The sequence below is a fragment of the uncultured Campylobacter sp. genome (genome assembly GCF_938041645.1).
Classification (GTDB): domain Bacteria; phylum Campylobacterota; class Campylobacteria; order Campylobacterales; family Campylobacteraceae; genus Campylobacter_B.
The window spans coordinates 46122-69706 of the sequence record NZ_CALIST010000033.1 but is presented as its reverse complement, the minus strand read 5'-3'; the positions used below and the strand labels follow the sequence as shown (position 1 = coordinate 69706).

Genomic DNA, 23585 nt, shown 5'->3' with positions numbered 1-23585 from the left:
GGCTGAAATTTTGATTTATCATCTAGCATAATATGGATATGAAATTTCAAATAAAATTTTACTTCCACTCAAATACTACCGGAAGACTTGTAGTTTTTTGCATGCGATTAGAAGTTAAATTTATAAGCAAATATGGCAGACCCCAAAATCGATAGAATTTTATCTATTAGATTGTATTAAAAATTTTAAATGGTATGAAAAATGCGCCGAAAAATTCGGCGCAAATGAAAGGAATACTAATCTTAGATTAGCGCAGGAGCTACTAAAAATCCTAGAGCGACCGAAAGCGCAACCATAATGGTTCCCGGAAGGAAGAATGAGTGGTTAAATACAAATTTACCGACTCTAGTCGTTCCGGTATCGTCCATTGCGATCGCGCCGAGCGTCGTAGGATAGGTAGGGAGCACGAACAAGCCTGAAACGGCTGCGAACGATGCGACCAAGATCCAAATTTGACCGGAATTCTCAGGGCTGCTCATTCCAAGCGCGGCGGCAACGGCAGGCATCATGACCTTCGTAGTCGCAGCCTGCGAGTATAGCAAGCAGCTTAGGAAGTATAGCGCGATAGCTAGCACGAAAGGATACTGCGTGACGACGTTTTTAGCTACCTCTTTGATGCTGTCGATGTGACCGTTTACGAAAGTAGTACCGAGCCATGCTATACCGATGACGCAGATGCATGCATTCATACCGCTTTGGAAAGTGCTGGTAGAGAGCAGTTTGCCTGTATCGATCTTGCACAAAACAGCGATAAGGAAGCCGATAGTTAGCATAAAGCTGATGATCGCGCTATCTCTTGAAAGGATCGGTTTTTCTACCAAGCCGACGCTCTTTGAGATCGCAAGTGCATAGCAAACGACGATCAAAACGCCGATAGCAAATATCGCAACCGATCTTTTCGCATAAGGTTTCGGCTCTTTATACTCCTCGGCTTTGATCTCGGCTACAAGACCTTTTGAAAGTCTCTCTTTGTAAACAGGGTCTTTTGAAAGATCAAGATCGTAGAATTTATTTACGATGAAAGCCGTGATTATCATAGCTACGAAGGTAGTAGAGATGCAGATAAACAAAAGCTTAGGATAGCTAACGCCTAGCTTCTCGCACAGACCGCTCATAGCGACGAATGCCGCCGAAATAGGGCTCGCAGTGATCGCTACCTGAGACGAAACGACCGAAAGCGCAAGAGGAGCGGAAGGCTTGATATTCTGCGTCTTTGCGACCTCTACGATAACCGGGATCATAGAAAACGCAGTATGTCCGGTGCCCGCAAGTATCGTAAGTAGATAGGTAACGATAGGCGCTAGGAAGTTGATCTGCTTAGGATTTTTCCTTAAAATTTTAGATGCCACCTGAACCAGATAATCAAGTCCACCTGCGACTTGCAGCGCCGTAATCGCGGAGATTACCGATGCGATAATTAGGATAACGTCAATCGGGATATCCTTCATATCGACCTTCATACCCAAAATGGCTAGGACGACAACGCCCAAACCGCCTGCATAACCGACGCCCATGCCGCCTAGCTTAACGCCTAGGTAGATGCCGCCGAGCAACACGATAAATTGCAATATCACCATAAAGTCCATTGCAAAACTCCTTATAAAGTAATTTTTTTAACGGCGCGCAGAATTCTAAAGATTTCAGCAGGTAAAATCCGAATTATCTTTATAATTCAGTGGTCGGAATTCTATGCGGAATTTTATCCTAAAATTTCGCAAGTGGAATTTTACTCCACGGAAGCTAAATCTAACTTGATGAAATTCTGCATCTACGGAATTCTGCACGATCAATTTTATCTATTTAGAATTCTACTTTGCGGAATTTCGCCTATTAAATTAACCGACGAAATTCCGCGCCGCACCTAGTTTGGAACTATTTTTTGCTCATATGTGGGTTGAGCATAGATTTAGGCTCTAGGATCTTATCGATCTCCTCTTTTTTCAAATATCCGCGCTCTAAGCAGATTTCGCCGACGGATTTTCCGGTCTGAAGCGCCTCTTTGGCGATACTTGCGGATTTTTCGTAACCGATATATGGATTGAATGCAGTAACGATACCAACGGAATTTAGCACCGATTTTAGGCAAGCTTCAGGGTTTGCTTTTAGATGTTTGATAGCTTTTTCAGCTAGTGTATTCATCGCATTTTCCAAAAGCACAATCGAGTTAAATAACGCATATGCGATGCCAGGCTCAAATGCATTTAGCTCAAATTCTCCGCGCTCTGAGCAAAGCATAATCGTAACGTCGTTGCCGATAACCTCGTAGCAAGCCTCGCCTACGACCTCGGCGATGACCGGATTTACTTTGCCCGGCATGATGGAGCTGCCCGGTTGCATCTTAGGAAGCTCGATTTCACCTAGTCCGCATCTAGGACCGGAGTTCATAAGACGTAGGTCGTTTGCGATTTTACTTAGGCGGACGGCTGCTGTTTTTAACGCGCCACTAACGTGAACGAAGTCCGCGGTGTCTTGTGTAGCGGCGATGAAATCCTCTGCGGCTTTAAATTTAACGCCGGTGATTTCACCCAGTTTTTTCTCGACTACGTTTTTGTAATCAGGATGGCAGTTGATACCTGTGCCGATCGCCGTAGCGCCCATATTTAGGTAAGTCATCGACTCTCTAGCAGCTTTGATAAGCGCGATATCGGTTTTGATGTAGGTAGCAAAAGCGTTGAAAGTGTTTCCAAGAGTAGTAGGAACGGCGTCCTCAAGCTCCGTCCTTCCCATTTTGATGACATCTTTGTATTCTTTGGCTTTAACTTCAAGCTCTTTTTTCAAATTTTCCATAGCTTTTAATAGATCGGTTAGCTTGGCGTAAGCGGCGACTTTGATCGAGCTAGGGTAGGTATCGTTGGTGCTTTGACCCAAATTTGTGTGGTCGTTTGGATGGAGGTATTGGTATTCGCCCTTTTTATGTCCCATACTCTCCAAAGCTATATTGGTAATGACTTCGTTGGTATTCATATTCGTCGAAGTTCCGGCGCCGCCTTGGATCATATCGACTACGAATTGATCTCTGAACTCTCCTGCGATGAGCCTGTCGCAAGCTTTTGCAATCGCATCGGCTTTTTGCGCGTCTAGGACTCCGACCTCTTTATTGGCTAGCGCAGCTGCTTTTTTGATTTGTGCAAATGCTTTGATAAAAAACGGATAGTCTTTGAGTGCTCGTCCGCTTAGGTGGAAGTTCTCTAGTGCCCTAAATGTTTGCACACCGTAGTAAAAATCGTCGGAAATTTCTAATTCACCGATGAAATCGTGTTCTTTTCTGGTCTTTGCCATAATAAGTCCTTTCGTTGAAATTGTTAATGGAATTTTAAAGCTTTTAGTATTAAAAGTAGCTTAAAACGTAACGAAAAATTAAAATTTAGAAATTAGTGCGATTGTTTAAGGCTTTAAATAGAATTTTACTTAAAAAATATTTTGGAATTCGCTACTAAGGCATAATTGCACTTTAATAGAAATATCGTATCGCACGCGGATTATGAAAGTGGAATTATAAAAATTCTTATTTAGCTTAAATTATAATTTGAAAAATTTGAAGTTAAAGGCGGCAAAATGGAATTTTTTATTGTATTTGTATTTACTAGAGTGGAGCTATTTTTTGCGTTTTATAAAATAAATATATAGGAGCGAGATTATAATGACGACGGCGAACAGAGCGATCGTAATTAGATGCAGATCTTGCTTGATTAGCTCCTCGTTTTCGCCGATGAAATATCCTAAGCTCATCAGTATTAATGTCCAAATCGCAGCTCCAAGCCCGGTAAATAGCACGAAGCGCGCGACATTCATCTTTGCAAGGCCCGCAGGAAGGCTGATGTATTGACGAATGCCTGGGATTAGGCGGCAGTTAAACGTTGAAATTTCGCCATGACGGTTAAAAAATGCTTCGAATTTTGCAAATTTCTCCTCGGTGATGCCTACGTATTTGCCGTATTTAGCGATAATCTTACGTCCAAAAAAGTAGCATAGATAGTAATTAAACAGCGCACCGGTGATGCTGCCGCCAAGCCCACAAACAAATGCCGCAACAAAGCTCATCTGCGATTTTGAGACTAGATAGCCCGCAGGGATCATCACTACTTCACTTGGGAAAGGAAAGAAGCTGCTTTCTAAAAACATCATCACAAAAATGCCAAGGTATCCCCAGCCCGCGACAAATTCTACGATAAAATTTACGATATTAGAAAGCATTTGAATTCCTTGATTTAATGTGAAAAAACCGGCTGCGCTTAAAATTCCGCAAAATTTAACATCGGCAGAGCGAATAAATTTAGAATTTAACAATCCGACGATATAAGAGTGAGCTTAAAATTTCGCAAAATTTAGCGCATATAAAACAAAGGCGCGGGCTAAAATTTATCCCTACAAGTTACTGCTGCAGCGAACTTGCATATAAATTTAATAGCCTCGCGCCTTAAAATTAAACTATTTTGCGTATTCGATGTTTAGTTTGCCGAATAGCTCATTAGCCTTGTCATCGATTTTTTTGTTTACTTTGCTTGGAAGTAGCTGATTTTTGATGAGATCTTTTACCTTTTCAAACGGCATAGTCTCGGCCTTTTTGCTGCTTTCTTTGTAGATTATATGATATCCGAATTGTGTCTTTACCGGCGTTTTGCTCATCTCACCATCTTTTAGCGCAAACGCCGCTTTTTCAAACTCCGGCACCATCATGCCTTTGCCAAAAGAGCCCAAATCGCCACCGTTTTCTTTCGCACTTGGATCGATTGAAATTTCTTTAGCTAGTTTATTAAATTCCTCTTTTAAATTCTCTTTTTTGACTTTTGATAGCTTCGCAATCGCGTTTTTAGCAGCCTTTTCGTCTGCTACTAAGATATGACTTGCGGTAACGGAATCTGGTTGCATGAAATTTTGTTTATTTTCATCGTAAATTTTTTTAGCTTCCTCGTCGCTGATGCTTACGTCTTTAGCCTGTTCGCGTTGCCATAGATTAAATGCGATGCCATCTTTAGCAAGCTCTAGCTGATGTTTATATTCGTCGCTGTTTTCAATACCTGATTTTTTCGCCTCTGCGATTAGAAGTTTGTATTTGATTAGATCGTCGATTAGTTTTTTCTTCTCATCGGCGGTTGGTTCCTGTCCGCCGTGCTGCATACCTTGAGCCAAAAACGGTGCAACATCCTCATCCGTAATAGTGATATTTGCGTCTTTTGCAGTAGCCAAAACGCCTGCATTAAGCGAAGATATAGCCATAGCGGCAACAAAGCTGAAAGATAAAATTCTTTTCATTATTTTTCCTTTATTCGGTAAATTTCGCGCAATTATAAAAAAAGATAGTAAATAAAATAGCGAATGTCAGCAAATTCGGCGCGAATCCTGCGCCGAATTTTAAAAAGAGGGGAGTTAAAACGACGGGATGATTGCGCCTTTATATTGCGTCTCGATAAATTTTTTCACTTTCTCGCTTTGAATCGCTTTATCTAGCGCCTTGATTTTAGGGCTGTTTTCGTTGCCTTCTTTAACACTGATGACATTTGTGTAAGGGTTGCCCTCAGCCTTTTCTAAAAATAGCGAATCCTTGATTGGGTTTAAATTTGCGTTAAAAGCAAAATTTGAGTTGATGACTGCAATATCGACATCGCCCAGGGTGCGTGGAAGCGCGGCGCCTTCAAGCTCTAAAATTTCTAAATTTTTAGGATTTTTCGTGACATCTAACGGCGTGCGAAGCTTAGCGTTTTGATCTACTTCGATGAGCCCTGCGGCTACGAGTAGATCAAGAGCGCGGCTTTCGTTGGTCGGATCGTTTGGCACGGCAACTTTGGCGCCGTTTTTAAGATCTTTTAAATTTTTAATCTTATGGCTGTAGATGCCCATCGGCTCTAAGTGCACGCCCACGGTCGCTTTTAACTTTGTGCCTTTATTAGCGTTAAATTCCTCCATATATGGCACGTGCTGGAAAAATCCCGCATCTACGTCGCCGCTATCGGTAGCGAGGTTCGGGGTTACGTAGTCATTGAAAACCTTGACCTCAAGATCGTAGCCTTGGGCTTTTAGATCAGGCTTGATCTGCTCCAAAATTTCGGCATGCGGTATCGGAGTAGCGGCGACTACGATTTTTTCGGCAAGAGCGAAGCTGACGATGCTGGCGCTAAGAAGCGAAGCGAGAAGAAATTTCTTCATATTTAATCCTTTTGGTTAAAATTTCGCGGTATTATAGCAGGTAGAATTTTTAATGTCAAGTGTTTTTATATGATTTTTTAAAATTTTATCTAAAATATTCTAAAATTCGATATTTTTACATATATTTAAATACTACATTTTATTGTATAATGCAGAATTGGTACGCTTTAATGAGCGCTTTACATAAATTCCGCTAAAATCGCAAAATTTAAAATTTTAAAAAAAGGCTAAAGATGGCAGATTTTTACGACGCGAAAGCCGTAGAGGAGAGCTTTTATAAAATTTGGGAGCAGCGCGGTTACTTCGAGATCGACGGCAATAAAGATATCCAGCAAAAAGGCAAAAATTTTTGCATTATGCTACCGCCGCCGAATGTTACCGGAGTGCTTCATATCGGGCACTCGCTCACTTATACGTTGCAAGACATAATGACGCGATACAAGCGAATGGACGGTTACAAAACGCTGTGGCAGCCGGGGTTAGACCACGCAGGCATTGCGACGCAAAACGTCGTCGAGCGCGAGCTTTTGTCGCAAGGGATCAAAAAAGAAGAGATAGGGCGCGAAGAGTTTTTGAAGCACGTTTGGCACTGGAAGGAGCAAAGCGGCGGGCAGATCGTAAAGCAGATGAAGCGCCTTGGCGTCACGCCTGCGTGGAGCAGACAGCGCTTTACTATGGATGAGGGGCTTAAAAACGCTGTTCGCAAAGCATTCGTAAGCCTATACGACGCGGGGCTCATCGTGCGCGGAAACTACATGGTAAACTGGTGCACGCACGACGGCGCGCTAAGCGACGTGGAGGTCGAGCACAAGGAAAACAAAGGCAAACTTTATCATCTGCGCTACTACTTTGCGGACGAACAAAATTCAAATTCTTGCAAAGATTCGAGCGAGACGAGCCGCAACTACATTGTTATCGCTACTACGCGCCCCGAGACCTACTTCGGCGACACCGCCGTAATGGTAAATCCCGCGGACGAACGCTATAAAAATTTGATCGGCAAAAAAGTCGTGCTGCCGCTAATCGGTCGCGAGATAGAGATCATCGCCGACGAATACGTCGATATGAGCTTCGGAACGGGCGCCGTGAAGGTCACGCCCGCGCACGATACCAACGACTACGAGGTTGGCAAGCGCCACGAGCTGGGCTTTATCACCGTTTTTGACGAAAAAGGAATTTTAAACGAGCAGTGCGGTAAATTTCAAGGCTTAGAGCGACTTGCCGCGCGCGATCAGATCGTAGCGGAGCTTGAGCGGCTGGGCTTTATCGAAAAAATCGAGGACTACGAAAATCAAGTCGGCTACTGCTACCGCTGCAAAAACGTCGTCGAGCCGTACATCTCGCAGCAGTGGTTCGTGCGCGCAGATATCGCAAAAGAGGCGATCTCTAAGGTAAATTCCGGCGAGGCGGAATTTTTCCCGAAGCACTGGATCAATAGCTTCAACGCCTGGATGCGTGAGTTGAAAGACTGGTGCATCAGCCGCCAGCTGTGGTGGGGGCATAGAATTCCCGTGTTTTACTGCGACTGCGGTCATCAGTGGGCGGATGAGCGAGAAGCTCCCGATGCCTGCCCAAAATGCGGCGGCAAAAATTTTACTCAAGATCCCGACGTGCTCGATACGTGGTTTTCAAGCGGTCTTTGGCCGATCAGCACGCTTGGCTGGGGCAACGGCGAGGCGCTGAAAAACAAGAAGTGGTTTGAGGAGGATTTGAGCGAATTTTATCCGAATACTATGTTAATTACCGGCTTTGACATTTTGTTTTTCTGGGTCGCGCGCATGATGTTTCAGTGCCAAAACGCTATGGGCGAGCTGCCGTTTCGCGACATCTACCTTCATGCTCTGGTTAAGGACAAAGACGGCAAAAAGATGAGCAAATCGAGCAAAAATGTAGTCGATCCGCTGCTAAAAATCGATGAATTTAGCGCCGATATTTTGCGCTTTACGCTTACGATTTTGTGCGTGCAGGGGCGCGATTTGCGCCTTAGCGACGATAAGCTTTTGATATATAGAAATTTTACGAATAAGCTCTATAACGCGAGCAAATTTTTGCTTTTAAACGCTTCTAAATTCGACGATTTAGACGCGGCGCAGATCAAAACGAGCCTCGGCAAATATATGCTTTCGCGCTTTAACTGCTGCGTGAGCGCGGTGCGGGAAAATTTAGACGAATACCGCTTTAACGACGCTGCGACCGAGCTTTATAAGTTTTTTTGGGACGAGTTTTGCGACTGGGGCATCGAGCTTAGCAAGGCGGACAAGGCTGCGATCGGCGAGCTAGGGATGATTTTTAAAGAAGCGATGAAGCTGCTAAGCCCGTTTATGCCGTTTCTAAGCGAGTATCTGTATCAGGAGCTAAGCGGCACGAAGCTGCAAGACGCGCGCTCCATCATGGTGATGCGATACCCGCAGCCTGGCGAGCGCGACGAGCGGATCGAGGAGCTATTTTCGCTCGTTATTGAAGCGATCGTTAGTATTCGCCGCGCAAAGGCGACGATCGAGCTCGGCAATGCGCGCGTAGCAAAAGCTTACGTCAAATCCGCAGTCGATCTAAGCGCTGCTGCGGACTATATCAAAACGCTTGCCAAGGTAGATGATGTGGAATTTACGCAGCAAAATATCGCAAATTCCGCCCGCGACGTAAGCGAGAGGCTAGAAACTTTCGTGCCGCTTGAGGGGGTCGATCTTAGCGGCGTGATTTCACGCCTCGGCGCGCAAAAAGCCAAGCTGCAAAAAGAGATCGAAAAGCTCTCAGGCATGCTAAATAACGAGAAATTCGTAGCCTCCGCCCCGCAAGCCGTGGTTGAAGCCAACCGCGAAGGGCTGCAAAGCGCGCAGGAGAAATTCGCCAAAGTATGCGACGAGCTAAAGGCGTTTGGCGAGTAGTCCGCTCGTCTGAGTCTAAATTTAAATTAAGGAGAAAAATATGTCAAAGGGTAGTATCGGTGGATTTACTTTAGGCACGGTCATAGCCGTCGCACTATCATGGGGAGTCAATAAAAGCATAATGTGGGCGATAATCCACGGATTTTTAAGTTGGTTATACGTGATTTATTATTTCCTACTGAGGTAAAATTTCATCGGTGGCGCGCCGTTTTACGCGCTAAATTTTAAAATTTGAAGGGTAAAAAATGAGCGAAAAAATAAAAATAGCGGTTTTAGGATATGGAAATTTAGGTCGCGGCGTGGAGCTTGCCGCGCGAAATAGCAAGGATTTAGAGCTTTCGGCGGTTTTTAGCCGCAGAAATCCAAGCGAAGTAAAAACATGCGGTGCGCCGGTGTTTAGCGCGGACGAAATTTTATCGCACAAGGGCAAATTTGACGTTTTAGTTCTTTGCGGCGGTAGCGCGACGGATCTGCCGACGCAGACGCCCGAGTTTGCGCAGAGCTTTAACGTCGTCGATAGCTTCGATACGCACGCAAAAATCCCGGAGCATTTCGCCGCGGTAGACGCCGCAGCCAAAAAAGGCGGAAATGTAGGCATCATCGCCGTGGGTTGGGATCCGGGCCTGTTTTCGCTAAACAGACTATTTGGCGAGAGCGTGCTAGAAAACGGCAGCAGTTATACGTTTTGGGGTAAAGGCGTGAGCCAAGGCCACTCCGACGCCATCCGCAGGATCGAGGGCGTCGTGGATGCGCGCCAATACACCGTGCCGATAGAAAGCGCCTTGGAGCGAGTCCGCGCGGGCGAAAACCCGAGACTTGGCACGCGCGAAAAACACCTGCGCGAGTGCTACGTCGTAGCAGAGGATGGCGCCGATAAAGCGCGCATCGAGCGCGAGATAAAAACTATGCCAAACTACTTCGCCGACTACGACACAAGCGTGCATTTTATCGATATTGCGACGCTTAAAAAAGAGCACGACGGCATCCCCCACGGAGGCTTCGTTCTGCGAAGCGGAGCGACGGGCGAGCGCGGAGAAAATAAACATCTGATCGAGTTTTCGCTAAAGCTTGATTCAAATCCCGAATTTACCGCAAGCGTGCTCGTAGCCTACGCCCGCGCGGCGTATCGCTTGGCGCAAAGAGGCGAAAGCGGCGCATTTAGCGTATTTGACATCGCTCCGGCGCTTCTTTCGCCAAAGAGCGCAGATGAGCTAAGGCGTGAAATTTTGTAAATTTACACGGCGCATCGGGGCAGAATTATAAGCGAGGAAATTTGAGTGATAAAGATAGAGAATTTAAAGAAATTTTACGGCAAAACCTGCGTGATCGACGATGTGAGCCTGGAGGTAAAGCAGGGCGAAATTTTCGCCATCGTAGGCCACAGCGGCGCTGGGAAAAGCACGCTGCTGCGCTGCATAAACGGGCTTGAGGACTATCAAGAAGGAAGCCTTAAGGTAGAGGGCAGGGAGGTAAGAGAGCTAAGTGCCGCTCAGATTCGCGAGCTGCGCAAAAATATCGGTATGATTTTTCAGCACTTCGCGCTAATGAGCCGCCGCAGCGTCGCGCAAAACGTCGCCACGCCGTTAGCATTTTGGGGCTATTCGAAGGACCTCACGAAGCGCCGCGTAGCCGAGCTTTTGGAGCTCGTGGGGCTTGCGGGTAAAGCAAATGCCTATCCCAGCGAGCTTAGCGGCGGACAAAAACAGCGCGTGGCGATTGCGCGTGCGCTTGCATTAAGCCCTAAAATTTTGCTTTCTGACGAGGCGACCTCGGCGCTTGATCCCAACACCACCGCGCAAATTTTATCGCTTCTGCGCCGTATCAATCGCGAGCTAGGCATCACGATCGTGCTCGTCACGCACGAGATGGAGGTCGTAAAGGGCATCGCGCAGCGGGCGATCCTGCTTAAGGGCGGACGCGTGAGCAACTCGGGCGATATCGTCTCGCTGTTTTTGCACCCGGATGAGAATATGAAGGAGTTTTTGGGCGAGGAGGAGGTGCTGCCCGCAAGCGGCGTAAATATCAGGCTCTTTTTCCCGCCCGCGGTCGCGTTTGACAGCGTGATCACGCATATGGCGCACGCTTTGGAGATAAATTTTAATATCGTCTGGGGCAAGCTCGAGCGCCTCGATAAAAACGTCGTCGGAAGCCTCGTGATCAACGTAGAGCCCGCACACGTCGCGCGCGTGGAGGAGTTTATCAAAAACGCGGGCGTGATCTACGAGATCGTAAGCGAGGATGAGATCAAAAGCTGCGCCGCGATCTAGGTGCGATTTCGCGCCCTGTGCGCTTGCGCCGCACTAAATTTAAGGGCTTACGCGGCATGGCGAATTCAAAAGCTCGCGCGAGGTCGCGAACTCAAAGGCTGGCTCGGCGTTTTTGATTTGATGTGCGCGTCGTGGCATTAGTCGTGGCATTACAAATTTAATTAGTTTAGCCGGCGGTTTAAATTTCTATTTTGCCTCGATAAAATAAGCTCGGCAATGCGCTGTTGGCGTGCGCTCTGGCTAGCTTTGATTTGCGTTTAGAATTTGACTAGCCGTAGCGAGGCGATTTAAATTTCAGAGATCGCGACCGACCGAGCGCATTTAAGCCGCTCCGCGTTTGAAATTACAGGCGTTTAAATTTAAATTTGAATTTTTTTCGGAATTTCACACATACTTCACTTTTACGGAAGTATAATTCCGCTAATTTCTTTTAAGGAGTACGTAATGAAAAAACTTACTTTGTTTGCGCTTAGTGCGCTATTTGCTGGCACTTTTGCCGTAGCTGCCGACATGGGCATGAAAGATGAGATGAAGGACGCCAATACATCAATGCATAATGGTGCGAAAGAGATGAAGGGCGACATGAAAGATATGCACAAGGATGCTATGAAAGAGGGTAAACATATGAAGGATGAGATGAAAGGCGAAATGAAAAAAGAGATGAAAAAAGAGATGTAGTGAGTAAAATTTTACTCGTAGAGGACGATGAGACGCTTTGCGATCTCATCGGCGAATATCTAAAAGACGCGGGCTTTGACGTATGCGTTTGCAGCGACGCTCAAAGCGCCGCGGATCTTGCTTATGAACAAAAATTTGATCTTTTTATCTTTGACGTAAAAATCCCCAAAGGCGACGGATTCTCACTTTTAAAAGAGCTACGCAAGAGCGGCGATCGCACCCCTGCGATATTCGCCACGTCGCTAAATACGCTTGATGATCTTGAGGTTGGTTTTAAAAGCGGCTGCGATGATTATCTCAAAAAACCATACGAGCTAAAAGAGCTGTTGCTGCGCGTTAATTCTCTCATAAAGCGAAACTTCAGCCACAATTTTGATGATTTTGTAACTATTGACGACGAGTTTAAATTTTACTTTGCAAGCAAAGAGCTACGCAGATCGGGCGTGCCCGTCGCGCTTTCAAACAAAGAGCGCGAGCTGCTGGCACTTTTTTTACAAAATAAAAACAGGCTTTTAAGCAAGGATGAAATTTTCTCCGCGATCTATACATTCGATGAGACGCCGAGCGAAGAGGCGCTGCGAACTTATATCAAAAATTTGCGCCGCGTTCTAGGCGAAGAGCACATCATAAATCGCCGTAACGCAGGGTATCTGTATGTCTGAAAAGACTGCTTTAACGCTTAAAATTCTATCTTTATATCTCATTTCAAGTGCGTTGTTTTTGGGATATTTTTTCAAGATAAATTACAGGATGAACGAAGCCGCGCTACTTTCGCACAGGATAAAAGAGCTAAAAGAGATCAAAATGATGATCTATATGAAAGCAAGCATGGACGGGCTGGAATCGCTAGCGGACTTTGAGCGCGAAAAGGGCGTGAGTGCGTGTATATTTAAGCCAAACTCTGATGAAATTTACGGCTGTGACGGCGAACTTGGCGCACTTGATAAAGCGAAGCTAAAGGCGGAATTTATAAGTGGCGGTAGGCTAGGAATTTATGAGAATCTGCAAAATATGGAGGAGCGAAACGCCTTTTCCAAGGCTAAAATCATTCTGCTTGGAAGTAGCGTGCAGGGCGAAATTTTAACGCTTCGTATCAAAACCGCAGCGATGATGATAGCGCTTTTGGGCGTGATATTAGCCGTGGCGTTTTATCTGGTGCGGCTAGGCACAAAGCCGCTTTACGACAAGATAGACACGCTAAATCGCTTCATTAAAGATAGCACCCACGAGATCAACACTCCGCTTAGTATTATTTCTATGAGCGTCGAGACAATGCGGCACGCAGAGCTTGGAGAATACAACGCCAAGCGCGTCGCCAATATCGATCTTGCCGCTAAGACGCTTTCGCGCATCTACGAGGATCTCGTGTTTTTAACCTTCGGTATGAATAAGGAGGGCGAGATTAGCTCGATCGATCTAAAAAGCCTCGTCGCTTCGCGCTGCGAATATTTCGCGCCGTTTATCCAAAAACGCAGACTAAGCCTTAAAACCGATCTTTCGGATGCGAGCATGAGCGCGAACGTTTATGAAATTTCGCGCCTGATCGACAATCTGCTAAGCAACGCCGTAAAATACGCCGATGCAGGCGGCTACGTGGATGTGCGGCTAAGGCACGGCGAGCTAGCGATCTCAAATAGCGGCGAAGGGATCGACAGGAAAAAGGGCGACGAAATTTTCAGGCGCTTTGCGCGCTTTAACTCAAGCGAGGGCGGCTTTGGTATCGGGCTTAGTATCGTAAGCGAGGTCTGCAAAAAATACTCCTTTTCTATCTCCTACGATAGCGTGCCGGGCGAGATAACGACCTTCCGCCTTACGTGGCGAGAGTAAAATTTTAAAATTTAGTGAAATTTTAAAATTTAAAAGCGACCGCCTGCGGTTTAAATTTAATCGTCGCTTGCTCGCTTAAATTCCGCGCAAAAAGGGTCTAATTGCCGGAGCATTTAAATTTAATCGTCGCTTGTTTTTGTTCTAAAACGGAGCGCGGAATTTTATCAGTCGTTCGCTTTGCGCTCGTAAAATGACCCTAAAAGTTATGGGTGCGGAATGTTATTCGTCCGCGATTTTATAAAATTTAGCTTTTATTTCTCGATAGATATATCCAGTGGACTATATCGCTAAGCGAAATCACGACAAGCATACTCATAAACATCGAGGTGGCTGTGAAAAATGATATCCAGCCAAATAGGCTCTCTCTGCTCGCAAAAGTAGGAAATATCCGTCCGCTGCCTACTCTGTGTGGGATGCCGTTTATGGCAAAATCGGCGTAGAAATAATTGTTTAATGCCCAGTAAGCAAAAGGTATAGCGAGCAATATCACAAATAGCTGCGTCTTGACGGCGGGAAGCTCTTTTTTGTATAAGAATGTGGCGATCGGACAATACGCGCAGCTTAACGCGAAAGCCGTTAAAATAGGTACCCACAATGCCGCGACGTAAAATTCCGCAAGCTGCGTATGCGGGCTGATTTTGCCGATTGCGGCGATGTTTGGAAAAAACCGCTTCATAAATCCAACGAAGTCCGCGCATGCCGCGCTTACGTCTAAAATTTTTTCGGGTAGCACGAATATGCTAAGCGCCGTGATCGCAAACAGCGCAAAAACCGCCGCGTAAAGTCGTCCAAAAAATTTAGTGAATTTCGTATCGGGATACGGCGTATCTTGCTCTTGCGCGCCTTGTGAATTTAGCAAATCGCTCATCGTTCGCTCCTTTAATAAAATTTGCGCCTCAAAACCCGACTCGCGCTAAATTTTAAAATTTTATGCCTTATTATCCGGTAAATTTCACAATAAGGACCTGTTTTGGAATTTTGCGGTCAAATTTGAAATAAAATTTATTAAATTTAACCAGCAAAGCTTTGTTTAAAAATAAAATCTCGCCGCTTCTAACGCGTAGTGATCTAGGCGGGGTTTGGGCGGTAGACCTGCTTGCGGTTGCTAGCCGAGGCAAAGTAAAAGGGCGCTTCGCAAGTATAGCCCCTTCCGCTCCGCCTCTTCCGAGCAAGAATTTAAGCCTTATCGGAAGCGACAAATAAAATTTAAACCCGCGCGTAGCGTAGCAATTTCTCGTATCGTCTTAGCCAGAAAGCCTCTAAAATAAAAGGCTCTTTCATTTCGCGTAGACTTGCAACCAAAGCCTAAAATTTAATTAATTGCCTAACGAAAAAGGCAGTTGGTATCGCTGCTCGCAAAATAACCGCGGAATCCCGCTAGATCAAATTTAAAATTCCGAGTATTTCTGATAGTCGATCTGCGCGGAGTTTTTGTTGATCGTATCGACCGTAGCTTCAGCGATCGCAAGTTCCTCGTTGGTGGGGATTACGAGTGTTTTGATTTTACTATCCGCCGCGCTTAAATTTCTAATCGAGCCGGTATTTTTTGCGTTTTTTGTCGCATCGATTTCGATGCCGATATGAGCGAGCTTCTCGCAGACATTTTGTCTAAAATGCGGCGCATTTTCGCCGATACCTCCGGTAAAGATCAAAGCGTCCACGCGCCCAAGCACGGCGTAATACGCTCCGATCATCTTAACGACGCTGTACACGAGCATCTCAAACGCTAGTTTCGCGCGCGGCTCGCCACCCTCCATCTTTTCATATACCTTTCGCAGATCACTTGCGCCGCAGATGCCCAAAAGTCCGCTTTTTTTGTTCATTATGACGTCCATATCCTGCGCGTTGTAGCCCGCGACGCGCTCGATGTATGGGATGATCGCAGGATCGATCGAGCCGCATCTGGTGCCCATGATGATCCCCTCAAGCGGCGTTAGCCCCATCGAGGTGTCGATGCACTTGCCGTTTTCTATGGCGCTCACGCTCGAGCCGTTGCCGAGATGTAGCGTAATGGCGTTGAAGTTTTCGTATTTCTTACGTAAAAATTTCGCCCCCATCGTCGAGACAAACCAATGCGATGTGCCGTGCGCGCCGTAGCGGCGAACCTTATATTTTTCGTAGAATTCATACGGCAGCGCGTACATATACGCATACGGCGGGATGCTTTGATGAAAGATCGTATCGAAAACCGCGACATTCGGAATTTTAGGAGCGATCTTTAGGCAGGATTTGATGCCTGCTAAATTTGCGGGATTGTGTAGCGGTGCAAGCGGCGCAAGCTCGGCGATTTTAGCCATTACGTCCTCATCTATGAGCGCGGGAGCGTCGAAATAATCCGCACCCTGAACGATGCGGTGTCCGATGCCGCCTACTTGAGTTAGATCTTTGATTACTCCGCTTTGTTTTAAAAGATCAATCGCGATTGCGATCGCGGTTTCGTGATTTGGAATTTGCTCGTTTTCAACCTTTATGCTTCGTCCGTTGGCGCAATTGATGCTTCCGCTTGCGTGCGTCGAGCCGATCTCCTCGATGAGCCCACTTGCGATGCAGGCGTGATTTAGCATATCGTGGAATTTAAATTTAACCGAGCTCGAGCCGGAATTTATGACTAGGATATCCATTAATTCTCTCCTGCTTGAATGGCGCTGATAAGTATCGTGTTTACGATATCGGCGACCTTGCAGCCGCGGCTTAGATCGTTTACCGGCTTTTTTAAGCCCTGCAGAATCGGCCCGATCGCCACGGCGCCTGCGGTGCGCTGCACGGCTTTGTAACAGATATTTCCGCAGTTAAGATCGGGGAAGATAAATACGTTCGCGCGCCCTGCGACCGCAGAATTCGGCATTTTTTTCTTGGCAACCGCCGGATCGACCGCAGCATCGAATTGTAGCGGTCCGTCGATAAGAAGCTCGGGCGCCTTTTCGCGTGCTTTTTGTGTCGCCGTTTTGATAAATTCCACGCTATCGCCGCTGCCGCTATCGCCGCTGGAGTAGCTTAACATCGCCACACGCGGCTCAAACCCGAACGCCTTTGCGGTCGCGGCGCTTGAGATCGCGATACCCGCCAGATATTCCGCGCTCGGGCTCGGCGCTACGGCGCAGTCGGCAAAAAGCAGAGCCTGCGTATCCAGGCACATTATAAACGCGCCGCTAACGGTTGCGATGCCCGGCTTGGTCTTGATGATCTGAAGCGCGGGGCGGATCGTCTCCGCAGTAGTCGTGCTGGCACCGCTTACCATCGCATCGGCTAGCCCCTCATACACGAGCATCGTGCCGAAGTAGGTGCGATCGCGCACTAAATCGCGCGCCTGCGCCTCGCTCATGCCCTTTGCCTTGCGAAGCTCATATAGATCGCGCGCAAATTTTTCTAAGCTCGCATCCGTCTGCGGATCTAAAATTTTAACGCCGCTTAGATCGAGACCTAGCTTGCTTGCGCTTTTTTGCACTTCATCCTCGCGCCCCAGAAGGATCAAATTTGCCGCTCCGCTTTGCTTAATGATCGCAGCCGCGCGCAGAATTCTCTCGTCATCGCTTTCTGGAAGCACGACGGTTTTAACGTTCGCGCGAGCCTTGGCGTAGAGCTTGCTTTCAAATTTCAATGGGGTTAGAATTTCACAGCGCGTGGAGTTTGCGGCGTCCGTGAAGTAGCTTTTGTCGGCAACGACTTTATCAAGTTCTATCGCGCCGCTTTGGCAAGCGGAATTTTCGTCGTGAAATTTTGCGCCCTTTTCGCAGGCGGAATTTTTACCGCAAAGCTCCGATTTTTTAGAATTTGCACCCTCTTGTGCAGATCTTAGCACGGAAAATGAAATTTTATCCTCATATATGCTGGCAAAGCTTACCGCTTTTGCTGCGGTGATCAAGCGCGTGCCGATGCGCGCGGCAATTTCGTTAGGATAAAATCCGCAAACAGGGATATTTAGATCCTTTGCGATTTGTAAATTTAGCTCGCGCAGATCAGCTCCCGCTACGCCGCGAACCAGCACAAAATTACACTGCTCTAAAATTTGTGCGAAGCGCTCTATCGCCGCCTTTCGCACGCGCTCATCTTGCCCGTTTGCGAGCGCTTTTTCAAGTTCGCTCCTGCTAAAAAGGGCATTATCGCCAGCGATGCAAAGTTGCAAAACGTTGTGAAAGCTCATGGATAAAATTTTATCTAGTTTTTTTAGCTCGGATTGGTAGGCGGCTGGTTCGTCGCATAGGAGCAAAATTCCGTTCATCGGTTGATCCTTTTGAAATAAGATAGGCAATTGTAGCAAAATTTTGCTTGCGTGTTAATCAAAGATTTATCGTGAGGGTTTAGAATTTGGTAACTTCCAACAAAGGAGCGCACATGAAAAATTTAGTGATTTTGGCTCTTTTAGTGAGCCTCGCCGCGGCGAAAATCAACATAAATGAAGCTAGTCGCTATGAGCTGATGACGATCGGCGGACTTGATGCGGGTAGGGCGGATATGCTTATGCAATACCGCCAAAAGCGCGAAATTTCAAGTGCAGATGAGCTAAAGGGCATCAACGGCTTTGCAAGTTACGATACCGCCAAATTGCAGAAGAGCTTTGAAATATCGCCTAGAGCTAATGTGCAGCAGCCGGTGCAGCCTGAGCGCGATATAGTCGTGGTCGAAAAGACCCGCACCCGCACGGTTTACGGAGGCTCTACTTACAGACGCGTTGAAAATTACGGCAATGGCATCACGATCACAGAAACCGGCACTTTACCGCCACCTCCTCCGCGAGGATATGGTAGGCACGGCGGCATGATGCCGCCTCCTCCCCCACCTCCTGGCGGTATGCCACCACCTCCGGGAGGTATAAAACCACCTCCTCCGCCACCGCCACCTCCGCGCGATGATTATTCTCGCAAGAGAAGTTCTAATAGTATGAGCGATAGCGAAATCGGCGGAAGCTCGCGCCGTAACATGCCGGTGCCTATGCATATGGGAACGATCCGCTCGAAAAGATCCAGCAGCGTCACAAGCTTCGGCGACTGCGATCCGCAAAGCGGTAACTGCGCTAGCGTAGGCGTAGGCGTGCAGGTAGATAGAGGGTTTTAAAATTTAATTTTACGTGGGCGGAATTTTAGAATTTTATAATCGAGATTCCGCCCGCCCTAAATTTACGGCTAAATTTTAAAATTTTGTAGCGATGGAATTTAAAATTTACGCTGGCATCGCTCTGCGCTACGATAAAATTTCAAAGAATTTTGTAAATTTAATCGAGCCTAGCGTGGTAAAATTTCAATCTAAAATTCTATGTTAAAACTGATGCGCTGTGTTTTGTCAAGATAAAATCTGCACTTTAAAATTTTAAATCCGAACATCCCGTCCGTTTTAAATTTATGACTAAATTTTAAATTTGCCTTTTCCACTCTCGCTAAATTCCAAAATTTTGCTTCGTCTACGCCGCTATTAAATTTGAAATTCGACCCGATTTAGCGCCTTAAATTCGTGAAATTTAATTTACAAAATAATATAATCACAAAATTATTCCAACTAAACAGGATGGGCGTATGAAAGAAATTAGCGGATCGCAGATGATCGTGGAGGCGTTGCGGCAGGAGGGGGTCGAGGTTGTTTTCGGCTATCCCGGCGGCGCGGCGCTGAACATATACGATGAAATTTACAAACAAAAATACTTCAGACACATTTTGGTGCGCCACGAGCAGGCCGCAGCGATGGCTGCGGACGGATACGCGCGCGCTAGCGGCAAGGTCGGCGTGGCGTTCGTCACAAGCGGTCCTGGATTTACAAACGCGCTTACGGGGCTTGCTACGGCGTATAGTGACAGTATCCCGATCGTGCTTATCAGCGGACAGGTGGCGACCTCGCTCATCGGTACCGACGCCTTTCAAGAGATCGATGCGATCGGAATTTCACGCCCCTGCGTCAAGCACAACTATCTGGTAAAAACGATCGAAGAGCTGCCTAGAATTTTAAAAGAGGCTTTTTATATCGCTCGCAGCGGCAGACCGGGGCCCGTGCATGTCGATGTGCCGAAGGACGTGACGGCAAAGCTAGGCATTTTTGAATATCCTAGCGAAATCAAGATGCAGACTTACAAGCCGAATTATAAGGGCAACGCTAAACAGATCAAAAAAGCCGTCGAGCTAATCGCAAGCTGCAAAAAGCCTATTCTTTACATCGGAGGCGGCATTATCAGCGCGGGCGCAAGCGAGTTGGTGCGCGAGCTTAGCGAGTTTGCGCAGATCCCGGTCGTTGAAACCCTTATGGCACTAGGGGCTATGCGAAGCGATGATAAAAACCGCCTCGGCATGGTAGGAATGCATGGCAGCTACGCCGCAAATATGGCGCTTAGCGAGTCGGATCTGATAATTTGCCTGGGCGCGAGATTTGACGATCGCGTCACCGGCAAGCTTAGCGAATTCGGCAAAAACGCAAAGATCATCCACGTCGATATCGATCCTAGCTCGATCTCAAAGATTATAAACGCGGATTATCCGATCGTGGGCGACGTGAAGTCGGTGCTAGAGGAGATGCTGCCGCGCATTAGAAGCGAGGTCAGCCCTAAAAATTTCGAGCAGTGGCGCGAGCTCATCCGCAAATACGATGAAATTCACCCGCTTAAATTTAACGACAGCGATGAAATTTTAAAGCCGCAGTGGGTTATACAAAGTACCGCAAAAATCGCGGGCGAGGACGCTATTATTGCTACGGACGTGGGGCAGCATCAGATGTGGGTCGCGCAGTTTTATCCGTTTTGCAAGCCGCGCACTCTGCTAAGTAGCGGAGGGCAGGGTACGATGGGATACGGCCTGCCCGCGGCATTGGGCGCGAAGGCTTATGCGGGAGATAGACCCGTTATAAATTTCAGCGGCGACGGCTCGATTTTGATGAATATCCAAGAGCTGATGACTGCGAGCGCGAGCGGTCTAAACGTCGTAAATATCGTCTTAAACAACAATTTCTTGGGCATGGTGCGGCAGTGGCAGAGCCTATTTTACGGGCAGCGTTTCTCATCGACCGATCTTAGCTCGCAACCTGATTTTGTAAAGCTTGTCGAGGGCTTCGGCGGCGTGGGCTTTAGTGTTAGCACCAAAGCGGAATTTGAAGATGCGCTGAAGCAGGCTCTTGCGAGTAAGAAAGTAAGCATCATCGAGGCTAAGATCGATCGTTTCGAAAACGTCTGGCCGATGGTGCCCGCAGGCGGCGCGCTTTATAATATGATTTTTGAGCAGGAGTCGTAGGATGAATAGCATAAGAAGAATAATCTCGGTCGTCGTTACTGATGAGCACGGCGTTTTGTCGCGGATCTCGGGGCTTTTCGCGGGGCGCGGCTATAATATCGACACCCTCACTGTTGCGCCGATCCCAAACACCGGTCTATCGCGCCTTAGCATCGTCACTTCGGGCGACGAGCGCGTTATAGAGCAGATTACTAAGCAGCTTCATAAGCTGATCCCCGTCTACAAGGTCATCGATGATGCAAAATTCGTCGAAAAGGAGATGGTTTTGGTAAAGATCGCGCTGGGCGAAAATTTAGCGGGGCTCGATGCCGTTTTAAAAGCCTACAACGGCAGCATCGCAAACAGCGACGACAGCAAGATCGTCATTATGGCGTGTGACGACGCAGACCGCATCGACGGATTTTTAAAGACGATAAAAAAATACAATCCGATCGACATCGTCCGCGGCGGCAGCGTCGCGCTGGATATGTAAGCGGCGATAAAAATTTAATCAAAGGAGCGCAAATGAAATTATCAAAAATTGCCGAAATTTTAAACATAGAGCTTAGCGGAGCGGATGCGGAGATTACTGCGATAAATTCGCTTCAAAACGCAAGGCAAAGCGAGCTAAGCTACTGCGACAGCGACAAAAACGAGAAATTTTTATTCGCCACCAAAGCGGCCGCCGTATTGGTAAAGTGCGGCACCGCAGTTCCAAACGGCGTGCGAGCGCTGGAGTGCGAAAACCCGCATCTAGCCTTTGCGATCTTAAGCGCGCATTTTGCCAAGCCCCTCATTCGCAGCGGCGCGCCCGCAAAGATTGCCGCCAGCGCGCAGATCGGGCAGATCGTGCATATCGGCGTAAATTCCACGATCGGCGAGGATTGCGTCATTTTAAGCGGCGCGTATATCGGTGATGACGTGCATATCGGAAGCGGCTGCATAATCCACGCAAACGCCGTCATCTACAATGACACGATCATCGGCGAGCGCTGCATAATCCACGCAAACGCCGTCATCGGAAGCGACGGCTTCGGCTACGCGCACACCAAAACGGGCGAGCACGTTAAAATTTATCATAACGGCAACGTCGTACTGCAAGACGAGGTCGAGATCGGCGCATGCACGACGATCGATCGCGCGGTATTCGGCTCGACGATCGTTAAGCGCGGCAGCAAGATCGACAATCTCGTTCAGATCGGGCACAACTGCGAGCTAGGGCAAAACTGCCTCATCGTCTCTCAGGTGGGGCTTGCGGGCTCGACGACGCTCGGGCGCAACGTCGTGATGGGCGGACAGAGCGGCAGCGGCGGGCACGTAAGCGTGGGCGATTTCACTCAGATCGCGGCGCGCGGCGGCATAAGCAAGGACTTAGCGGGCGGTAAAAACTATGCGGGACAGCCTATAATGGAGCTTAGCGAGTGGTTCAAGCTGCAGGCTAAGATCGTTAGATTTTTTAGAGATAAAAAGCACTAGCCGTTTTGCCTTAGCTAACTTGCTTTGATCGGTTAGATTGATCGGCTTAATTTGATCATTTTGATCGTTCGCTCTGATCGACTCCTCTAGCCAGCTTAATCTAGCAGGCTCGCGTCGTTTCAGTGAAGTTTGAAATCGCCAGGCAGTTGGCGATTGTGGAGTGATTTGCGCTGCGTTCGGTTTTTGCATAGTTTGCAAACTGCTGCGGCGGTAAATTTTGCCCTTTTATCGACAGAATTCCGCCCGCGCCGTTTTTTGTCGTGCGCTTGCTTTGTGGGCGCGGTAGAATTTACTCTGCTAGTTTGGGTCGCATTGCTCGCAGTCATGACGCCCGAGCTTTACGAGCGCTTTAAATCAGCGCAAATTTAATTAAAGGAAAAACTATGATAGAGATGTTTTTATGTTCCTATTTTGCGGGTGCGGCGACGCTTTTTGAGGACTATGCGAGGCAAAATATCCGCGCCAAAGAGGTGCTTTTTATCCCGACTGCGGCAAACATAGAGGAGTACCGAGACTACGTGGACGAGGCGAAAGAGGCGTTTGCTAAAATGGGCTTTGAGGTTCAAATTTTAGACGTTTCAAAAGCGAGCGAGACCGAAGCGAAGGCAAAGATCGGCGCAGCGCAGGTGCTTTACGTAAGCGGCGGCAACACCTTTTATCTTTTGCGCGAGCTTAAAAAGAAGGATCTCGCAGGTCTGATTGCCGAGCGCGTCCGAAGCGGCGAGCTCGTGTATGTGGGCGAGTCGGCTGGCGCTATGATCGCAGCTCCCAGCGTGGAGTACGCAGCCATGATGGATGATGCGAGTGGTAGTGAATTAGTATCAGCGCAAACCGGGCTAGATCTTGTTAAATTCTATCCAGTAGTGCACTACGGCGAGGAGCCTTTCGTGCAAAGCACGGCTAAAATTTTAAAAGCTTACGGCGGCAAGCTAAATTTGGCGCCGATAAATAACGCCGAAGCGATCGCGGTGCACGGCGATAAATTTGAAATTTTAGGGCGGTAAACTGCGGCGTGAAAGCAAAATTTAGTAATTAAACGCTTCATAAAATTTACGCTTATATTTTCGCATAGGGCTGCGAGGTGGAATTTGAACTTAGGCGCGGTGAGTCGCTAACGAATAAATTTA

Annotated in this window: 21 protein-coding genes; 13 read left to right on the top strand and 8 right to left on the bottom strand. The window is 47.4% G+C overall.

Going from position 1 to position 23585, the window contains the following annotated elements; genetic code table 11:
• Positions 1–242 precede the first annotated feature (242 nt).
• The 5 genes from Q0600_RS05465 to Q0600_RS05445 all read right to left on the bottom strand — a co-directional run bounded on the left by Q0600_RS05465 (position 243) and on the right by Q0600_RS05445 (position 6144).
• Positions 243–1586 (bottom strand): anaerobic C4-dicarboxylate transporter, encoded by a 1344-nt coding sequence (locus tag Q0600_RS05465; protein WP_298757834.1) that lies wholly within the window; start codon positions 1584–1586, stop codon positions 243–245.
• 286 nt (positions 1587–1872) lie between these two features.
• Positions 1873–3279, bottom strand: coding sequence for an aspartate ammonia-lyase (locus tag Q0600_RS05460; RefSeq protein WP_005870686.1), 1407 nt, complete (start codon positions 3277–3279; stop codon positions 1873–1875).
• 315 nt (positions 3280–3594) lie between these two features.
• Positions 3595–4194: a DedA family protein gene (locus Q0600_RS05455; RefSeq protein WP_298757831.1), complete on the bottom strand. Its 600-nt coding sequence runs from the start codon at positions 4192–4194 to the stop codon at positions 3595–3597.
• 234 nt (positions 4195–4428) lie between these two features.
• Entirely contained in the window at positions 4429–5253 is an 825-nt protein-coding gene (locus Q0600_RS05450; protein ID WP_291936931.1) for a peptidylprolyl isomerase, read from the bottom strand.
• Positions 5254–5367: 114 nt separating this feature from the next.
• The gene (locus tag Q0600_RS05445) at positions 5368–6144 is read right to left on the bottom strand and encodes a MetQ/NlpA family ABC transporter substrate-binding protein (protein ID WP_298757827.1); all 777 of its coding nucleotides are present in this window, start codon (positions 6142–6144) and stop codon (positions 5368–5370) included.
• Between the two features lie 233 nt (positions 6145–6377).
• On the opposite strand from Q0600_RS05445, the gene Q0600_RS05440 reads away from it, so the two are divergent.
• The 7 genes from Q0600_RS05440 (at position 6378) to Q0600_RS05410 (ending at position 13801) form a co-directional block, all read left to right on the top strand.
• Positions 6378–9029 (top strand): valine--tRNA ligase, encoded by a 2652-nt coding sequence (locus Q0600_RS05440; RefSeq protein ID WP_298757824.1) that lies wholly within the window; start codon positions 6378–6380, stop codon positions 9027–9029.
• Positions 9030–9069: 40 nt separating this feature from the next.
• Positions 9070–9216 carry a hypothetical protein gene (locus Q0600_RS05435; protein ID WP_297880516.1) on the top strand — a complete coding sequence of 49 codons (147 nt, stop codon included), beginning with the start codon at positions 9070–9072 and terminating at the stop codon, positions 9214–9216.
• Positions 9217–9274: 58 nt separating this feature from the next.
• On the top strand, positions 9275–10261 hold the full coding sequence (locus Q0600_RS05430; protein WP_298757822.1) for a diaminopimelate dehydrogenase: 987 nt from the start codon (positions 9275–9277) through the stop codon (positions 10259–10261).
• A gap of 45 nt (positions 10262–10306) precedes the next feature.
• Positions 10307–11296, top strand: coding sequence for a methionine ABC transporter ATP-binding protein (locus Q0600_RS05425; protein WP_298757819.1), 990 nt, complete (start codon positions 10307–10309; stop codon positions 11294–11296).
• A gap of 444 nt (positions 11297–11740) precedes the next feature.
• Positions 11741–11974, top strand: coding sequence for a hypothetical protein (locus tag Q0600_RS05420; RefSeq protein ID WP_291936948.1), 234 nt, complete (start codon positions 11741–11743; stop codon positions 11972–11974).
• Positions 11974–12636, top strand: coding sequence for a response regulator transcription factor (locus Q0600_RS05415; RefSeq protein ID WP_298757816.1), 663 nt, complete (start codon positions 11974–11976; stop codon positions 12634–12636). Before Q0600_RS05420 ends, Q0600_RS05415 begins: the two co-directional genes overlap by 1 nt.
• Positions 12629–13801: a HAMP domain-containing sensor histidine kinase gene (locus Q0600_RS05410; protein WP_298757813.1), complete on the top strand. Its 1173-nt coding sequence runs from the start codon at positions 12629–12631 to the stop codon at positions 13799–13801. The genes Q0600_RS05415 and Q0600_RS05410 overlap by 8 nt, the downstream gene beginning before the upstream one ends.
• Positions 13802–14045: 244 nt before the next feature.
• Here the strand turns inward: Q0600_RS05410 and Q0600_RS05405 are convergent, their stop codons facing one another.
• Positions 14046–14669, bottom strand: coding sequence for a hypothetical protein (locus Q0600_RS05405; RefSeq protein WP_298757810.1), 624 nt, complete (start codon positions 14667–14669; stop codon positions 14046–14048).
• A 158-nt stretch (positions 14670–14827) separates the two neighbouring features.
• Between Q0600_RS05405 and Q0600_RS05400 the strand changes: the two genes are divergently transcribed.
• Positions 14828–15004, top strand: a complete 177-nt coding sequence (locus tag Q0600_RS05400) for a hypothetical protein (protein WP_298757808.1) — start codon at positions 14828–14830, stop codon at positions 15002–15004.
• A gap of 185 nt (positions 15005–15189) precedes the next feature.
• Here Q0600_RS05400 and Q0600_RS05395 read toward each other — a convergent pair whose 3' ends face one another.
• Both Q0600_RS05395 and pta read right to left on the bottom strand, forming a co-directional pair.
• The gene (locus Q0600_RS05395; RefSeq protein ID WP_298063249.1) at positions 15190–16422 is read right to left on the bottom strand and encodes an acetate kinase; all 1233 of its coding nucleotides are present in this window, start codon (positions 16420–16422) and stop codon (positions 15190–15192) included.
• Positions 16422–18020 (bottom strand): phosphate acetyltransferase, encoded by a 1599-nt coding sequence (gene pta, locus Q0600_RS05390; RefSeq protein WP_298757805.1) that lies wholly within the window; start codon positions 18018–18020, stop codon positions 16422–16424. Before pta ends, Q0600_RS05395 begins: the two co-directional genes overlap by 1 nt.
• A gap of 113 nt (positions 18021–18133) precedes the next feature.
• On the opposite strand from pta, the gene Q0600_RS05385 reads away from it, so the two are divergent.
• The 5 genes from Q0600_RS05385 (at position 18134) to Q0600_RS05365 (ending at position 23462) form a co-directional block, all read left to right on the top strand.
• Positions 18134–18853: a helix-hairpin-helix domain-containing protein gene (locus Q0600_RS05385; protein WP_298757802.1), complete on the top strand. Its 720-nt coding sequence runs from the start codon at positions 18134–18136 to the stop codon at positions 18851–18853.
• Between the two features lie 455 nt (positions 18854–19308).
• Complete coding sequence (locus Q0600_RS05380; protein ID WP_298757799.1) at positions 19309–21003, top strand: acetolactate synthase large subunit; 1695 nt, start codon at positions 19309–19311, stop codon at positions 21001–21003.
• 1 nt (position 21004) lies between these two features.
• A complete protein-coding gene (ilvN, locus tag Q0600_RS05375) occupies positions 21005–21475 on the top strand; it encodes an acetolactate synthase small subunit (protein WP_298757796.1) in 471 nt (156 codons plus the stop codon).
• A 32-nt stretch (positions 21476–21507) separates the two neighbouring features.
• The gene (gene lpxD / locus Q0600_RS05370; protein WP_298757793.1) at positions 21508–22458 is read left to right on the top strand and encodes a UDP-3-O-(3-hydroxymyristoyl)glucosamine N-acyltransferase; all 951 of its coding nucleotides are present in this window, start codon (positions 21508–21510) and stop codon (positions 22456–22458) included.
• 383 nt (positions 22459–22841) lie between these two features.
• A complete protein-coding gene (locus Q0600_RS05365; RefSeq protein ID WP_298757791.1) occupies positions 22842–23462 on the top strand; it encodes a Type 1 glutamine amidotransferase-like domain-containing protein in 621 nt (206 codons plus the stop codon).
• Positions 23463–23585: the final 123 nt, after the last annotated feature.

Bases quoted from the DNA above. Each gene is read 5' to 3' on its own strand.
- Q0600_RS05465 (WP_298757834.1), bottom strand. From the start codon at position 1,586: ATGGACTTTATGGTGATATTGCAATTTATCGTGTTGCTCGGCGGCATC.
- Q0600_RS05460 (WP_005870686.1), bottom strand. From the start codon at position 3,279: ATGGCAAAGACCAGAAAAGAACACGATTTCATCGGTGAATTAGAAATT.
- Q0600_RS05455 (WP_298757831.1), bottom strand. From the start codon at position 4,194: ATGCTTTCTAATATCGTAAATTTTATCGTAGAATTTGTCGCGGGCTGG.
- Q0600_RS05450 (WP_291936931.1), bottom strand. From the start codon at position 5,253: ATGAAAAGAATTTTATCTTTCAGCTTTGTTGCCGCTATGGCTATATCT.
- Q0600_RS05445 (WP_298757827.1), bottom strand. From the start codon at position 6,144: ATGAAGAAATTTCTTCTCGCTTCGCTTCTTAGCGCCAGCATCGTCAGC.
- Q0600_RS05440 (WP_298757824.1), top strand. From the start codon at position 6,378: ATGGCAGATTTTTACGACGCGAAAGCCGTAGAGGAGAGCTTTTATAAA.
- Q0600_RS05435 (WP_297880516.1), top strand. From the start codon at position 9,070: ATGTCAAAGGGTAGTATCGGTGGATTTACTTTAGGCACGGTCATAGCC.
- Q0600_RS05430 (WP_298757822.1), top strand. From the start codon at position 9,275: ATGAGCGAAAAAATAAAAATAGCGGTTTTAGGATATGGAAATTTAGGT.
- Q0600_RS05420 (WP_291936948.1), top strand. From the start codon at position 11,741: ATGAAAAAACTTACTTTGTTTGCGCTTAGTGCGCTATTTGCTGGCACT.
- Q0600_RS05410 (WP_298757813.1), top strand. From the start codon at position 12,629: ATGTCTGAAAAGACTGCTTTAACGCTTAAAATTCTATCTTTATATCTC.
- Q0600_RS05405 (WP_298757810.1), bottom strand. From the start codon at position 14,669: ATGAGCGATTTGCTAAATTCACAAGGCGCGCAAGAGCAAGATACGCCG.
- Q0600_RS05395 (WP_298063249.1), bottom strand. From the start codon at position 16,422: ATGGATATCCTAGTCATAAATTCCGGCTCGAGCTCGGTTAAATTTAAA.
- pta (WP_298757805.1), bottom strand. From the start codon at position 18,020: ATGAACGGAATTTTGCTCCTATGCGACGAACCAGCCGCCTACCAATCC.
- Q0600_RS05385 (WP_298757802.1), top strand. From the start codon at position 18,134: ATGAAAAATTTAGTGATTTTGGCTCTTTTAGTGAGCCTCGCCGCGGCG.
- Q0600_RS05380 (WP_298757799.1), top strand. From the start codon at position 19,309: ATGAAAGAAATTAGCGGATCGCAGATGATCGTGGAGGCGTTGCGGCAG.
- ilvN (WP_298757796.1), top strand. From the start codon at position 21,005: ATGAATAGCATAAGAAGAATAATCTCGGTCGTCGTTACTGATGAGCAC.
- lpxD (WP_298757793.1), top strand. From the start codon at position 21,508: ATGAAATTATCAAAAATTGCCGAAATTTTAAACATAGAGCTTAGCGGA.
- Q0600_RS05365 (WP_298757791.1), top strand. From the start codon at position 22,842: ATGATAGAGATGTTTTTATGTTCCTATTTTGCGGGTGCGGCGACGCTT.